The sequence below is a fragment of the Ruegeria sp. YKSF070 genome (assembly GCF_059612725.1).
Window position 1 is genome coordinate 124,136 of the sequence record NZ_JBXWRD010000002.1, and the last position, 13,451, is coordinate 137,586.

Annotated in this window: 15 protein-coding genes; 9 read left to right on the top strand and 6 right to left on the bottom strand. The window is 65.1% G+C overall.

Going from position 1 to position 13,451, the window contains the following annotated elements; all coding sequences use genetic code 11:
* Position 1 precedes the first annotated feature (1 nt).
* Both AC2FL1_RS01630 and AC2FL1_RS01635 read left to right on the top strand, forming a co-directional pair.
* Positions 2 to 1,375, top strand: a complete 1,374-nt coding sequence (locus AC2FL1_RS01630) for an L-serine ammonia-lyase (protein ID WP_496875776.1) — start codon at positions 2 to 4, stop codon at positions 1,373 to 1,375.
* Between the two features lie 134 nt (positions 1,376 to 1,509).
* Positions 1,510 to 2,424: a DMT family transporter gene (locus AC2FL1_RS01635; RefSeq protein WP_496875777.1), complete on the top strand. Its 915-nt coding sequence runs from the start codon at positions 1,510 to 1,512 to the stop codon at positions 2,422 to 2,424.
* Here AC2FL1_RS01635 and AC2FL1_RS01640 read toward each other — a convergent pair.
* The gene (locus AC2FL1_RS01640) at positions 2,369 to 3,061 is read right to left on the bottom strand and encodes a thiamine diphosphokinase (protein WP_496827938.1); all 693 of its coding nucleotides are present in this window, start codon (positions 3,059 to 3,061) and stop codon (positions 2,369 to 2,371) included. The genes AC2FL1_RS01635 and AC2FL1_RS01640 overlap by 56 nt on opposite strands.
* A gap of 139 nt (positions 3,062 to 3,200) precedes the next feature.
* On the opposite strand from AC2FL1_RS01640, the gene AC2FL1_RS01645 reads away from it, so the two are divergent.
* Positions 3,201 to 5,243 carry a chemotaxis protein CheA gene (locus AC2FL1_RS01645; RefSeq protein WP_496875778.1) on the top strand — a complete coding sequence of 681 codons (2,043 nt, stop codon included), beginning with the start codon at positions 3,201 to 3,203 and terminating at the stop codon, positions 5,241 to 5,243.
* Between the two features lie 73 nt (positions 5,244 to 5,316).
* On the opposite strand, the gene AC2FL1_RS01650 is transcribed toward AC2FL1_RS01645, so the two are convergent.
* On the bottom strand, positions 5,317 to 5,850 hold the full coding sequence (locus AC2FL1_RS01650; protein WP_496827934.1) for a DUF6524 family protein: 534 nt from the start codon (positions 5,848 to 5,850) through the stop codon (positions 5,317 to 5,319).
* A 16-nt stretch (positions 5,851 to 5,866) separates the two neighbouring features.
* Here AC2FL1_RS01650 and AC2FL1_RS01655 point away from each other — a divergent pair, with 16 nt between their 5' ends.
* Together AC2FL1_RS01655 and AC2FL1_RS01660 are read left to right on the top strand one after the other, a co-directional pair.
* Complete coding sequence (locus AC2FL1_RS01655) at positions 5,867 to 7,162, top strand: adenylosuccinate synthase (RefSeq protein ID WP_496875779.1); 1,296 nt, start codon at positions 5,867 to 5,869, stop codon at positions 7,160 to 7,162.
* On the top strand, positions 7,162 to 7,395 hold the full coding sequence (locus tag AC2FL1_RS01660) for a DUF2842 domain-containing protein (RefSeq protein ID WP_496875780.1): 234 nt from the start codon (positions 7,162 to 7,164) through the stop codon (positions 7,393 to 7,395). Before AC2FL1_RS01655 ends, AC2FL1_RS01660 begins: the two co-directional genes overlap by 1 nt.
* Here the strand turns inward: AC2FL1_RS01660 and AC2FL1_RS01665 are convergent, their stop codons facing one another.
* Genes AC2FL1_RS01665 through nthA form a run of 3 tightly spaced genes read right to left on the bottom strand, consistent with a single transcriptional unit; the run spans position 7,396 to position 9,010 of the window.
* On the bottom strand, positions 7,396 to 7,728 hold the full coding sequence (locus tag AC2FL1_RS01665) for a nitrile hydratase accessory protein (RefSeq protein WP_496827928.1): 333 nt from the start codon (positions 7,726 to 7,728) through the stop codon (positions 7,396 to 7,398).
* On the bottom strand, positions 7,725 to 8,399 hold the full coding sequence (gene nthB, locus AC2FL1_RS01670; RefSeq protein ID WP_496875781.1) for a nitrile hydratase subunit beta: 675 nt from the start codon (positions 8,397 to 8,399) through the stop codon (positions 7,725 to 7,727). Before nthB ends, AC2FL1_RS01665 begins: the two co-directional genes overlap by 4 nt.
* A complete protein-coding gene (nthA, locus tag AC2FL1_RS01675; RefSeq protein ID WP_496875782.1) occupies positions 8,396 to 9,010 on the bottom strand; it encodes a nitrile hydratase subunit alpha in 615 nt (204 codons plus the stop codon). Before nthA ends, nthB begins: the two co-directional genes overlap by 4 nt.
* Before the next feature lie 150 nt (positions 9,011 to 9,160).
* On the opposite strand from nthA, the gene secG reads away from it, so the two are divergent.
* Together secG and pyrG are read left to right on the top strand one after the other, a co-directional pair.
* A complete protein-coding gene (gene secG / locus AC2FL1_RS01680) occupies positions 9,161 to 9,526 on the top strand; it encodes a preprotein translocase subunit SecG (protein ID WP_496875783.1) in 366 nt (121 codons plus the stop codon).
* Positions 9,527 to 9,688: 162 nt separating this feature from the next.
* On the top strand, positions 9,689 to 11,332 hold the full coding sequence (gene pyrG, locus AC2FL1_RS01685) for a CTP synthase (protein ID WP_234137791.1): 1,644 nt from the start codon (positions 9,689 to 9,691) through the stop codon (positions 11,330 to 11,332).
* A gap of 188 nt (positions 11,333 to 11,520) precedes the next feature.
* On the opposite strand, the gene AC2FL1_RS01690 is transcribed toward pyrG, so the two are convergent.
* The gene (locus AC2FL1_RS01690; protein ID WP_496875784.1) at positions 11,521 to 12,561 is read right to left on the bottom strand and encodes a dipeptidase; all 1,041 of its coding nucleotides are present in this window, start codon (positions 12,559 to 12,561) and stop codon (positions 11,521 to 11,523) included.
* A 96-nt stretch (positions 12,562 to 12,657) separates the two neighbouring features.
* On the opposite strand from AC2FL1_RS01690, the gene AC2FL1_RS01695 reads away from it, so the two are divergent.
* Positions 12,658 to 12,951: a DUF1330 domain-containing protein gene (locus AC2FL1_RS01695; protein ID WP_496827918.1), complete on the top strand. Its 294-nt coding sequence runs from the start codon at positions 12,658 to 12,660 to the stop codon at positions 12,949 to 12,951.
* A 42-nt stretch (positions 12,952 to 12,993) separates the two neighbouring features.
* The gene (locus tag AC2FL1_RS01700; protein ID WP_234144818.1) at positions 12,994 to 13,437 is read left to right on the top strand and encodes a tellurite resistance TerB family protein; all 444 of its coding nucleotides are present in this window, start codon (positions 12,994 to 12,996) and stop codon (positions 13,435 to 13,437) included.
* Positions 13,438 to 13,451 lie beyond the last annotated feature (14 nt).

Consider the following 13,451-nt stretch of genomic DNA (forward strand, 5'->3'; position numbering starts at 1 on the left):
TATGTTCCTCTCCGTCTTCGACATGTTCAAAGTGGGCATCGGCCCGTCTTCGTCGCATACCATGGGGCCGATGGTGGCCGCCGCGCGCTTTCTCGATATGATGCGCGCCTCGCCCTTCGCCTTCCACGGGGTCAAGGGCTCGCTGCATGGCTCGCTGGCCTTTACCGGCGTCGGCCATGCCACCGACCGCGCCACCATCCTCGGCCTCGCGGGCTTTGTCCCCGACAGCTATGACAACGACAAGGCCGAAGCCACGCTGGCCGCGATCCACGCCACCCATACGGTGACGCCCGAGGGGCTGCCGGTGCTGGCCTTCGACCCCAAGCGCGACCTGGTCTTCGACTATGACCACGCCCTGCCGGGCCATGCCAACGGCATGATCCTGATGGCCACCGACGCACAGGGCGACGTGATCCTGCGCCAGGTGTTCTATTCGGTCGGCGGCGGCTTTGTCCTGACCGAAGAGGAACTGGCCCAGGGCAAGGACAGCAATGACGGCCCGCCGGTCCCCTACCCGTTCAAATCCGCCGCCGAGATGCTGGAGATGGCCGCCGTATCGGGCAAATCCATCGCCCAGATGAAACGCGCCAACGAGATCGCGCGCGGTTGCGAGGTCTCTTTCGCCAAGGGCACCGCGCGGCTTTGGGAGGTGATGAACAACTGTATAGAGCGCGGGCTGGCGACCGACGGCATCCTGCCCGGCGGCCTCAATGTGCGCCGCCGCGCCAAGGGCATCCATGACTCACTCTTGGCCGAGCGCGGCATGAACCTGAACGCGCCGCATACGATCAACGACTGGATGAGCGTCTATGCCATGGCGGTGAACGAGGAAAACGCCGCCGGTGGCCAGGTGGTGACCGCCCCCACCAACGGCGCGGCCGGCACCCTGCCCGCGGTGCTGCGCTACTACCTCGACCACGTGCCGGGCGCCGCCCCCAGCCATGTCGAGGATTTCCTGCTGACCGCCGCTGCCATCGGCGGGCTGGTCAAGTACAACGCTTCGATCTCGGGCGCCGAGGCGGGATGTCAGGCCGAGGTCGGCAGCGCCGCCGCCATGGCGGCGGCAGGCCTCTGCGCGGTGATGGGTGGCACGCCCGAACAGGTGGAAAACGCGGCTGAGATCGCGCTGGAACATCACCTCGGCATGACCTGCGACCCGGTCAAGGGGCTGGTCCAGGTGCCCTGTATCGAACGCAACGGTTTGGCCGCGATCAAGGCGGTCTCGGCAGCCTCGTTGGCCTTGCGCGGCGACGGCAAGCATTTCGTGCCGCTCGATGCGGTGATCGAGACGATGCGCCAGACCGGCGCCGACATGCACGAGAAATACAAGGAAACCTCGCTGGGCGGGCTCGCAGTCAACGTGCCGAACTGCTGAGGCGGGCGCCATTTTCTGACACAGAAAATGGCTCAGAAAATCCGCGATTTTCTGGGCCGGAATTTTTGCAAAATTCCGGTCGGTTTCGTGGCGTGCCGCTTGTATCGCCCCCACCGGGAAACTAGCGTGGCGCAATGACCGCCGACCGCCCCCTTCTCGGCATCTTCCTGATGCTCGGTTTCTGTGTGCTCGCCCCGATGGGCGACGCGCTGGCCAAACTTCTGGGCGGCACCATGCCCACCATGCAGCTCTTGCTGGTGCGCTTTGCCATTCAGGCCGTGATCCTGATCCCCCTGGTCCAGGCCACCGGACGCCCCTGGCAATTGCGCGGGCGGCTCTTGCGCCTGACCGCCCTGCGCACCGCGCTGCATATCACCGGCATCTGGGCGATGTTCACCGCCTTGCGCTATCTGCCGCTGGCCGATGCTATCGCCATCGCCTTTGTCATGCCCTTCATCATGCTGCTGCTGGGCAAATACGTTCTGGGAGAAGAGGTTGGCCACCGCCGCCTTGGCGCCTGTATCGTGGGCTTTGTCGGCACGCTTCTGGTGATCCAGCCCAGCTTTGCCGAGGTCGGCCTGCCCGCCCTTCTGCCGCTTGTGGTGGCTGTAGTCTTTGCCCTCTTCATGCTGGTCACAAGGCAACTGGCCAAGGATACAGACCCGATCGCGCTTCAGGCAGTGTCCGGAGTCATGGCCACCGTAGTCCTCGCCCCGGTGCTGATGGTCGGACATGTCACCGGGGTCGAGGCGCTGACATTCGTCGCCCCCTCCGGCACAACACTTTGGCTGCTTCTGGCCATCGGCGTGCTGGGCACTGCGGCGCATCTGTTGATGACCTGGTCGCTGCGCTATGCGCCCTCGGCGACACTGGCGCCGATGCAGTATCTGGAAATCCCGGTCGCCACCGCCATCGGTTGGCTGATCTTCCACGACCTGCCCAACGGGCTGGCGGCATTGGGCATCCTGATCACCATGGCCGCGGGCCTCTACGTCATCCTGCGCGAGCAGGCCAGCGCCCGCAGTTCGGCGAAAGGAACCAGCGGATAATCCCGTCCAGTGCCCCACGCGGCACCATCGCCAGCAACCCCGGCCCGTCTGCCTCGATCACCACCGGCCCGGTCGCCCGGTTCGAGGTGCCGATCTGCCCGTCGGGCGCCATCCCGAGGCCGTCGAGCGGCCAGAACAGCCCCTCGGACCGCGCCGTCACCGGCGCCAGCGGAAACAGTGACACGACATCGCCCGGCACCAGATCCAGCTCCAGCCGGGGCGGCAGGTGAAAGATCACCTCGACCGCGCCGATGAGCAGACAGGGACGATCCACCTGCCGCACCAGCGTATTGAACGTTGCCAGCTGGTGATCGACACGCGCGCCCAGAAAGCCCACCCCCAACACCAGAGGCGCCGAGATATGGCGCAGCGCCTTGTCGAAATCGGTGCTGTCCTGCTCGGAAATCGAATGAAGCCGTTCGTCAGGGATGCGGACGCGTTGCAATGCCGGCAGACTGTCCATATCCCCGATGACGGCATCGGGCATCCGCCCTTGCGCCAGCGCCACCAGCGCGCCACTATCGGCGGCGACCAGCACTCTGGCGCGCTCCAGCGCCAGATCCAGGTCTCCTGAACCGACCTCACCGCCGCCAATCAGGGTTACTGGTTCCGGCGCCTCAACAATCGCGGTTTTCATGGCGGGATTGTCGCCCTTTCTGGAAACAGGACATATTGTAGTCACAAAATGATACGCTCATTTGCACAGAATCGGGCCGAAATTGACGCCCAAGGGATGGTAAACGCTTAGGCACATCTATGTAGAGGACGAGCATCCCATGGTACAGAACAACAAGGTCTTGACCGTCTCCTATGGGACGTTTTCCTGCACCCTTGAGGGGTTCGAGGATTCCTTTGACACGATGAAGGCCATTGCCGAGTACTTTCGGGACCTTGCCGCCGATGACCGGTATTTCGGGGCCGAACCGCCACAGCCGGATGCCGACATGCTGGCCCGGATCGCCGAGCGCGAGATCGCCCGCCAGGTCGAGGCCCGGCGTGACGACAAGGGCATCGTGCTGCGCGCAGCCGCGCCCGCCGCGCTGGCAGCAGAGCCCGCGATTGCGGAAGCGGTGAGCGACGCCCAAACCGTAGGACCGGTCGCCAAAGCACCTGTTTCCGACATCCCCGCCGCCGATGCGGCGCCAGCGACCGCCGGACCGGTCGCCGAGGCTCCGGTTGAAGTAGAGGAGCCCCCCGCGCAGGCCCCGGAGGATTCGCCGGAAGTCGCCGAGGAACAGCCCGCACCCGCTGATGACGCGCCGATTATCGAGGCATCAGACGACGAGGCACCCGAGTTGCCGGTGACCGAGGCGCCCGAAATCGTCGAAGCGCCGACGGAAGCCGAAGTGGCAGCCGCGGCGGTCGAGGACGATGCCGACAGCGAGACCCTGCTCGCCAGCATCGCCGCGCAATTCGACGACCTGCCAGAGGACGCGGTTGAAGCGCAGATCGAGGATGAGGACGAACTCGACATCCTGCCCATGGCCGAAGCGGTCGAGGACGCCCCCGAAGCGCCTGCCGCACCCGATTCCATCGCGGCCAAGCTGCAACGCATCCGCGCCGTGGTGTCGCGTAACGAACAGGCCAGCCAAGCTGACGCGCGCTATACCGAAGACGAACATGCAGAAAACGTCGCCGAACTCGACACGATCGAAGAGGACGCCAATCCGATCGACCAGATCGACAGCGGGCTCGCGGCGCGTTTCGTTACGGAAACCGTAGACGCCGAGGAAGAACGCGAAGAGGCGATTGCCGACGCCACTGCCGAAGAGGCAGCACAGCCCGAAGCCGTAAGCCCCCCGCGTGTGGCCGTCCGTGTCAGCAAGATCAAGCGCACCGAGTTCGAGGCCGAAACGGAAGAGGTCGATGCCAGCGCAACCGGCTCGCTCTCGCCCGAGGACGAAGATGATCTGCTGCGCGAGCTTGCCGCTGTAGAGGCGGAATACCTGGCCGAACGCGGCGGCGACACCGCCCGCACGGATGTGGATGTGGAGGACGACGACGACGACATCGACCTGCTCAGCCTAGATGACGATGACGAAGATACCTCGGATGTGGATGGATCGCTTTTTGCCGAGGCCGACGCCACCAGCGATGACGATGACGTCGATACGTTCGAGGGTGGCCCGGAAACGACCAGGGCCGCTCCAGCCGGCGGCGACGACGACATTTCGCGCCTGCTTGCCGCCGCCGACGAGAAACTCGAAGACCCGGATCTGTCCACCACCCGCGAGACCTATTCGCAGATGCGAGCGGCAGTTGCCGCGACCCGTGCCGAGCGGTCGGCTGGCGGCACTTTGGGCACCCATTCCAGCGAGGACGAATACCGCACCGACCTGTCCGAAGTCGTGCGTCCGCGCCGCCCCGTCGCCAGCAGCAGCACACCGCGCGCCCGGACCGAGGAGCGTCCGGCGCCGCTGAAACTGGTGGCTGAACAACGCATCGATACCAAGCGCTCGTTGGGCAGCGGTCCGGTGCGTCCGCGCCGCGTGGCCAGCCTGGTCGCCGAAGAGGCCCCGGCCAAGGCCGCCGAAGGCAGCTTTGCCGATTTTGTCGCCGAGACCGGTGCCAGCGGCCTGCACGAATTGCTGGAGGCCGCGGCCTCGTACCTGTCCTTTGTCGAGGGCCGCGACCAGTTCTCGCGCCCGCAGCTGATGAACAAGGTGCGCCAGCTCGACGATCAGGAATTCAACCGCGAGGACGGGCTGCGCTCGTTCGGTCAACTCCTGCGTGAGGGCAAACTGAAGAAAACCGCCAGCGGTCAGTTCACCGCCTCGGGTCAGATCGGGTTCCGACCGGACAAACGCGCCGCTGGCTGACCCATACAAGACCCATGAATGCAAAACGGCGCCCGGTCATCGCGGCGCCGTTTTGCATTTTCAAGGATGCGGATCACTCGTCGACATCATCGACATCGGATTGACCGGCCAAGTGCCGCCGGACGTGACTCCAGCTCAGCCCGACGCCCAGCACCACCGAAAGGGCAAAGATTCCCAGCCAGACATTCACCGTGGTATTGTCCAGATGCAGCAGACCGAAATCAAACAGAACCCAGAGCAGCGAGGCGATCACCGACAGCACCAATGCCATCCCGAACGGCCCGATCGAGCGCAGGGTGGCCCGCAGATAGATGATATAACCGATCGTCAGCAACAGCCCCATGAACACGGCGACCGACAGATGGGTTTGGTAGTTCCAGTATGCCCATCGGACAAAATTTATCTCCGTCGGATTGTAGGTCAATGCCAACAAACCGAAGGCAAACATCCATCGCAGGAAAATGCCCATGTCCCGAACCGCCTGTTCTTTTTTGCGCACGAGAATCACCCAAATAGGTGAATCTGTCCAGTGATTCAGATCACATGCGTCGAAATTGCGGTTTCCCTGCCGCGCGCGCACCGATATATGGGCGCGGGTTTGTAACACCAGCAAAGGACCTATCATGGCCAATGTCGTCGTTGTCGGCGCCCAATGGGGCGACGAGGGTAAGGGCAAGATCGTGGATTGGCTCAGCGAGCGCGCCGATGTGATCGCACGCTTTCAGGGTGGCCATAACGCCGGTCATACGCTGGTGATCGACGGCAAGGTCTACAAGCTGCACGCGCTGCCCTCGGGCGTGGTGCGCGGCGGCAAGCTGAGCGTGATCGGCAATGGCGTGGTGCTGGACCCCTGGCATCTGCTGGGCGAGATCGAGACGGTACAGGCGCAGGGTGTCGAGATCAGCCCCGAAACGCTGATGATCGCCGAGAACACGCCGCTGATCCTGCCGCTGCATGGCGAGTTGGACCGCGCGCGCGAGGATGCTGCCAGCAAGGGCACCAAGATCGGCACCACCGGCCGCGGCATCGGCCCGGCTTATGAGGACAAGGTAGGCCGCCGTGCAATCCGCGTTGCCGATCTGGCAGACGAGGCCACGCTGGTTGCCCGTGTCGACCGCTCATTGCAGCACCACAACCCCCTGCGCAAGGGGCTGGGTGTCGAACCGGTGGATCGTGACGCGCTGATCGCGCAGCTGAAAGAGATCGCGCCGCGCATCCTGCCCTTTGCCGCACCGGTCTGGAAGGTGCTCAACGAGAAACGCAAGGCGGGCAAGCGCATCCTCTTCGAGGGGGCTCAGGGCGCGCTTCTGGATATCGACTTTGGCACCTATCCGTTTGTCACCTCGTCGAACGTGATCGCGGGTCAATCGGCCACCGGGGTGGGCATCGGCCCGAACTCGATCGACTTCGTTCTGGGCATCGTCAAGGCCTATACCACCCGTGTCGGCGAAGGCCCCTTCCCGACCGAACTGCACGACGCCGATGGCGAGCGTCTTGGCACGCGCGGCCATGAATTCGGCACCACCACCGGGCGCAAACGGCGCTGCGGCTGGTTCGACGCGGCGCTCTTGCGCCAGACCTGCGCCACCAGCGGCATCAACGGCATCGCGCTGACCAAGCTCGACGTGCTCGACGGGTTCGAGACGCTCAAGATCTGCGTCGGCTACGACCTGGACGGCGCCCGGCTCGATTATCTGCCCACCGCCGCCGACCAACAGGCGCGCTGCACGCCCATCTATGAGGAAATGCCCGGCTGGTCGGAATCGACCGAGGGCGCGCGCAGCTGGGCCGACCTGCCTGCCAATGCGATCAAATACGTGCGTCGCGTCGAGGAACTGATCGACTGCCCGGTCGCCATGCTCTCGACCAGCCCGGAGCGGGAGGACACCATTCTGGTGACCGACCCGTTCGCCGACTGATGGCGATGAGCTACAAGGCCCGCCGCCGCTGGGCACTGGTGATTCTGCTGGTGGGGCTGCCGCTCTACGTGGTGGTGGCAGTGACCCTGACCGACTGGCTGCGCGCCCGGTTCGACGGGTTGCCGATGCTGGTTGAACTGGCGGTGTTCGTGGGCCTCGGCATCCTCTGGGCGCTGCCCTTCAAGGCCGTGTTTCGCGGGGTCGGTCAGGCCGACCCCGAAGACAAGGGCTGATCACTCGGCCAGCCGCACCGGCTGGCCATGCGGCGTTGTCAGATAGGCGTGTTCCCAGGCCGCGCGCATGCGCGCGCGCTCCTCGGGCGCGGCCTCGCCCGCCTCGCTCAAGAGCGTCTCCAGCGTCTCCAGCCAGGCGTTGAAGTAATCCTCGCCGCCGTCCAGATCACGAGACAGGCCGTGCCGTTTCAGCGTGACCGAGAACCGGTCGACCCACTCGGCCCAGGTGAACCGCCCCGCCTCGTTCAGATGCACCGTCAGGGCAAAGACCTGCGCATGCCAGGGCTCGGCAAAGACCGGCTCGGGCGCGGCGATATCGGGGCACTCGCTCATGCCGGCTCCAGGTAACTTTGCCAGAGGTCCAGCACCACCTCATCGCCTGGCGCCTCGGGGTCGGCCCACAGCTCGGAGGCCGGAAAGGCCACCGCATAAAGCGGCTCGGGCGCCTCGCCCAGCCGGTGCGCATTGCTGTCCGGCAGCACATGGCTGCCGTGTTTCAACACGATCCGCCCGCGCGCGCCCGCCGCATAAGCGGGCAGCCGCGTATGGCCGCCATCGACCAGCCGGTTGGCCGCCGGGCGCAAGGTGCGCACCATCTGCCCCACGTCGAACCGCGCCGCCACGTTTGACGGGCGGTCTGCCGGACCGCCGCGCGCCAGCACAGCCGCCACCGCCTCGGCCTTCATCGCGCGTTCGGCCAGCGGGTGGGGCACGTCGCGCCCCTGCCCGCGCAGGTCATCCTCGGTCAGCACCCCGGTCTCGACCAGCAGATCGGCCAGCGCCGCGATCCATTTCTCGAAATAGCTGAAGCGGCCGTAATCCGCCGGGGACAGCCGCTCGCGCGCATGGCGCGAGATGTCGATGTTCCACTGTCCCAGCGCCCCCGCCGCCAGTGTCAGCGCCAAGGCCCGCGCCTGCCAGTCGCCCAGCTGCGGGATGCCATCGGCCTCGGGCGTGATAGCGCCATCGCCGAACCGCCCGCCCATGTCATGCACCCGCGTCATGCCGGCACCCGCGCCAGCCCGGTGCCGATCATGCTGTCGCGCGTCACCAGTTCGGCCAGCGCTTCCTCGTCCAGACCCTCGCTCCCCTCGGGCCGCATCGGCAGTACCAGATAGCGGATCTCGGCCGTCGAATCCCAGACACGCACGGCGGTCCCCTCAGGCAGGCTCACCCCGAACTCGGCCAGCACCTTGCGCGGCTCACGCACCGCGCGCGAGCGATAGGCGTCGGATTTGTACCAGCCCGGCGGAATGCCCAACAGCGGCCAAGGATAGCAACTGCACAGGGTGCAGACGACCATGTTATGGGTCTCGGGCGTGTTCTCGACCACGACCATGTGTTCTCCCTGCCGCCCGTAATATCCCAGCTCGGTCAACAGCGGCATGGCATCGGCCAACAGCGCCGCCTTGAACGCCGGATCGGCCCAGGCCCGCGCCACCACACGCGCCCCGTTCTGCGGACCGATGCGATTCTGATAGGTGTCGATGATCTCGTCCAGAGCGGCCGGATCGATCAGCCCCTTGCGGGTCAGGATCGTCTCGAGCGCCTTGACGCGCAGCGCCGGTTCCGGAGGGAGAAGGGAATGCGGGTGGTCGTGATGGTCATGTGGCATGGCGCAAAGACTGCCGCGCGACCCCACCCCTGTCCAGCCTCTTTGATGTGATCGGCCGCTTAACCGCAGGTGATCCAAACTCGCGACTTGCCCCTGCGGGCAAACTTGCATAGATACCACGCGGTACACGCCACCGGCCGCAGGAATACCATGGAAAACGTCGTCCTCATCATTCACCTTCTCCTGGCTCTGGGCCTGATCGCCGTCGTCCTGATGCAGCGGTCCGAAGGTGGCGGCCTGGGCATGGGTGGCGGCGGCGGCGGCGTGATGACCGGCCGGGCGGCCGCAACCGCGCTCAGCAAGGTGACCTGGGTTCTGGCCATCGCGTTCATCGTGACCTCGATCACCCTGACCGTGATCGCAGCGCAAAAGGCGGCGGGCACCTCGGTCATCGACCGTCTGGGCGTTCCGGCGCCCGAAGCATCCGAGCCGGCCACACCCAGCGTTCCGGCAGGCAGCGACCTGTTGCCGCCCAGTGCGGGCGACAATGCACCCCTGGTGCCCAAGGCCGACTGATCTACAACAGTTTGCACTCCTGGTGAGGGCCGCAACAGCATCTTGCGGTTCTCTTGCGCAATTGGCGCGAATCCTTTATACGTGAAGTCCCGTGATGCTGCGGTTTTTCCGAAACCGCCGGGCAGCTGAATTATGACTTCTCACGGGGGCAGCCGAACACTCATGGCGCGTTTCATCTTCATCACCGGCGGTGTCGTTTCTTCGCTTGGCAAGGGTCTGGCCTCGGCCGCATTGGGCGCTCTGCTGCAAGCGCGCGGATTTTCCGTCCGCCTGCGCAAGCTCGACCCCTATCTGAACGTCGATCCGGGCACCATGTCGCCCTTTGAACATGGCGAGGTCTTCGTCACCGACGACGGTGCCGAGACCGACCTGGACCTCGGCCATTACGAACGCTTCACCGGGGTGGCGGCGCGCAAGACGGACTCGGTCAGCTCGGGCCGGATCTATTCCAACGTGCTGGAGAAAGAGCGGCGCGGCGACTACCTCGGCAAGACCATCCAGGTCATTCCCCACGTCACCAACGAGATCAAGGATTTCATCTCGATCGGCGAGGACGAGGTCGATTTCATGCTCTGCGAGATCGGCGGCACCGTCGGCGATATCGAAGGCCTGCCCTTCTTCGAGGCGATCCGCCAGTTTTCCCAAGACAAGCCGCGCGGCCAGTGCATCTTCATGCACCTGACGCTGCTGCCCTATATCAAGGCCAGCGGCGAACTCAAGACCAAGCCCACCCAGCACTCGGTCAAGGAGCTGCGCTCCATCGGCATCGCACCCGATATCCTCGTCTGCCGCTCCGAAGGCCCGATCCCGCAGAAGGAACGCGAGAAACTGGCGCTCTTCTGCAACGTCCGCCCCGAAGCGGTGATCGCCGCGCAGGATCTCTCGACCATCTACGACGCACCGCTGGCCTATCACGCCGAGGGGCTGGATCAGGCTGTGCTGGACGCCTTCCAGATCAGCCCGGCGCCCAAACCCGACCTGACGAAATGGGAAGACGTCAGCGACCGCATCCACAACCCCGAGGGCGAGGTCAAGGTCGCTATCGTCGGCAAGTACACCCAGCTGGAAGACGCCTATAAATCCATCGCCGAGGCGCTGACCCATGGCGGTATGGCCAACCGCGTGAAGGTCAGGATCGAATGGGTCGATGCCGAGATCTTCGACCGCGAGGATCCCGCGCCCTATCTCGAAGGCTTCCATGCCATCTTGGTGCCCGGCGGCTTTGGCGAACGCGGCACCGAGGGCAAGATCAAGGCGGCGCAATACGCCCGCGAACACCAGGTGCCCTATCTGGGCATCTGCCTCGGCATGCAGATGGCGGTTATCGAGGCGGCGCGCAACGTCGCGGGCATGGCCAGCGCCGGATCCGAGGAGTTCGATCACGAGGCGGGCGCCAAACGGTTCGAGCCGGTAGTCTACCACCTCAAGGAATGGGTGCAGGGCAACTACAAGGTCAGCCGCAAGGTCGACGACGACAAGGGCGGCACTATGCGCCTCGGCGCCTATGACGCGGTACTGGCCGAAGGTTCGAAAGTGGCCGAGGTCTATGGCACCTGCAACATCGAGGAACGCCATCGCCACCGCTACGAGGTGGATATCAAGTACCGCGACAAGCTGGAAAAGGCGGGGCTGCGGTTCTCCGGCATGTCGCCTGATGGCCGCCTGCCCGAGATCGTGGAGTGGGCGGACCATCCGTGGTTCATCGGGGTTCAATATCACCCCGAGCTGAAATCGAAACCCTTCGCGCCGCATCCCTTGTTCGCCGATTTCGTGCGCGCGGCCAAGGAAAGCTCGCGTCTGGTCTAAGCAAAAGAAGGGGGCTCTGCCCCCGTCACCTGCGGTGCCTCCCCCGGGATATTTTCGGCAAGAGGAAAGACGCAGGCCCGCCTCTTCATTTCGCCAGAAATACTCCGGAGCGCGAGGCAGCGCCTCGCCCCCCGCGCCAGAGGCGCGACACAAGGCGGGTGCGCCGCAGGCGCTCAATTTTAGAACAGTCAGGCGGCCTCGCCCCAGGTATCGGCCAGTACCCGCATCCAGTTCCCCCAGCAAATGCGCTCGATCCGGGCCGAAGGGTAGCCGTGCCGCTCCATCGCTTCGACCAACATCGGCAACTTGTCGACCGAATTGAGCCAGCCAGGCGGCGTGCAGCCATCGTAATCCGAGCCGATTGCCACGCCCTCCTCGCCCAGCCTGTCCAGCAAGTGGTCGAATTGCGCCATCAGCCACGCTGCGGGTATGTCATCGTCTGGGCGCCCATCAGGGCGCAGGAAGGTGGATTCGAAATTCACCCCCGCCAAGCCTCCGCTCTCGGCCATGATCCGCAACTGTTCATCGGTCAGGTTGCGCGCATGCGGCACCAGTGCATGCGCGTTGGAATGGGTCGCCACCAGCGGGCGCGTCGATATCGCCGCCACGTCACGGAATCCGGCCAGGTTCAGGTGGCTGAGATCGACCAGGATCCGCATCTCCTCGCAGCGCGCAATCAGGGCGCGGCCGCGCTCGGTCAGGCCCGGCCCGATATCGGGGCCGGAAGGATAGCGGAATGGTACACCGTGACCAAAGGCGTTCGGCCGGCTCCAGACCGGACCCAGCGAGCGCAGGCCCAGCGCATAAAGCTCTTCCAGCTCATAGAAATCGGGGCCGATTCCCTCGGCCCCTTCCAGATGCAAGATCGCCGCCAGCAGCCCCTCGTCCCGTGCCCGCGCGATCTGGCCAGCGCTTGTACAGATCCGCAGCGCGCCTGCCTCTTCCAGTGCCACCAGCGTATCGGCCTGGGCCCGGATCATCTCCCAGGCCTGCGGTTCGGGTACTGGCTCGGGCAGAGGTAGATCATATTCCGCGCCCAGCGCGCTGAAATCCGTGGCGCCGTCAGAGCGCGCCCAAAGGGCGAAGAAACCGCCACCAAACCCGCCAGCCCGCGCGCGCGGCAGGTCGAGTTGCCCCGGCAACCCGGTCAGGAACCCACCCGCGGCAGCCCGGCCACCGGCGCGAGCCAGCTCGGTCAAGACATCGTTATGGCCATCGAAGACAATCATGCCAGCAAGTTTGCCCGAATTCCGCGCCTGCACAAGCGGGATTGCATCGCCGCGCATTGCGGGCCACCCTGCGGCCTGAACGACGAGGAGACAATCATGCCCAAAGGATACTGGGTCGCCCATGTGGATGTGGACGACATGGAGATCTACAAGAGTTATATCGCGGCCAACGCAGAGCCTTTTGCCGAATATGGCGCCCGGTTCCTGGTCCGTGGTGGCGGGCGCGAGACGCGTGAGGGCCAGGCCCGCGCGCGCACCGTGGTGATCGAGTTTCCCAGTTACGAGGCGGCTCTGGCCTGCTATGACAGTCCCGGTTATCAGGCGGCCAAGGCCCTGCGCGAGCCGGTCTCGACCGGCGATCTGGTTATCATCGAAGGCTATGACGGGTAGAACACGCTTGGCCAGACGCAACATATGGGATAGATTGCGCCCATGCTGAAAAAGTTCCTTCAGGCCTTTCGCCCGCCTTCTCCATCGCCCCTGCCCGACCCCGATGCCGAGCTTGCGCTGGGTGCGCTTCTGGTGCGCGTGGCCAAGGCGGACCGCGAATACCAGGTCGAGGAGATCAGCCTGATCGACCGGATCCTGGCCCGGCTCTATGGTCACAACGCCATAGAGGCGGCCAAGGTGCGCGCAACCTGCGAAAAGCTGCACGCCGCCGCGCCCGACACCGATACCTTTGGCAAGCTGATCCGCGAGACCACCGGCCTCGAAGAGCGGCTTGCCGCGCTGGATGCGCTTTGGGAAGTGGTGCTGGCCGATGGTCTGCAACGCGAGGGAGAGCTGAAGATCGTCGAAGAGGCGCGGATTGCCATGGGTCTCAGCCGCAAGGACAGCGACGGCGCCCGCGACCGCATACTGGCGCGCGCGGGCTAGGTCCGTCGCCACCA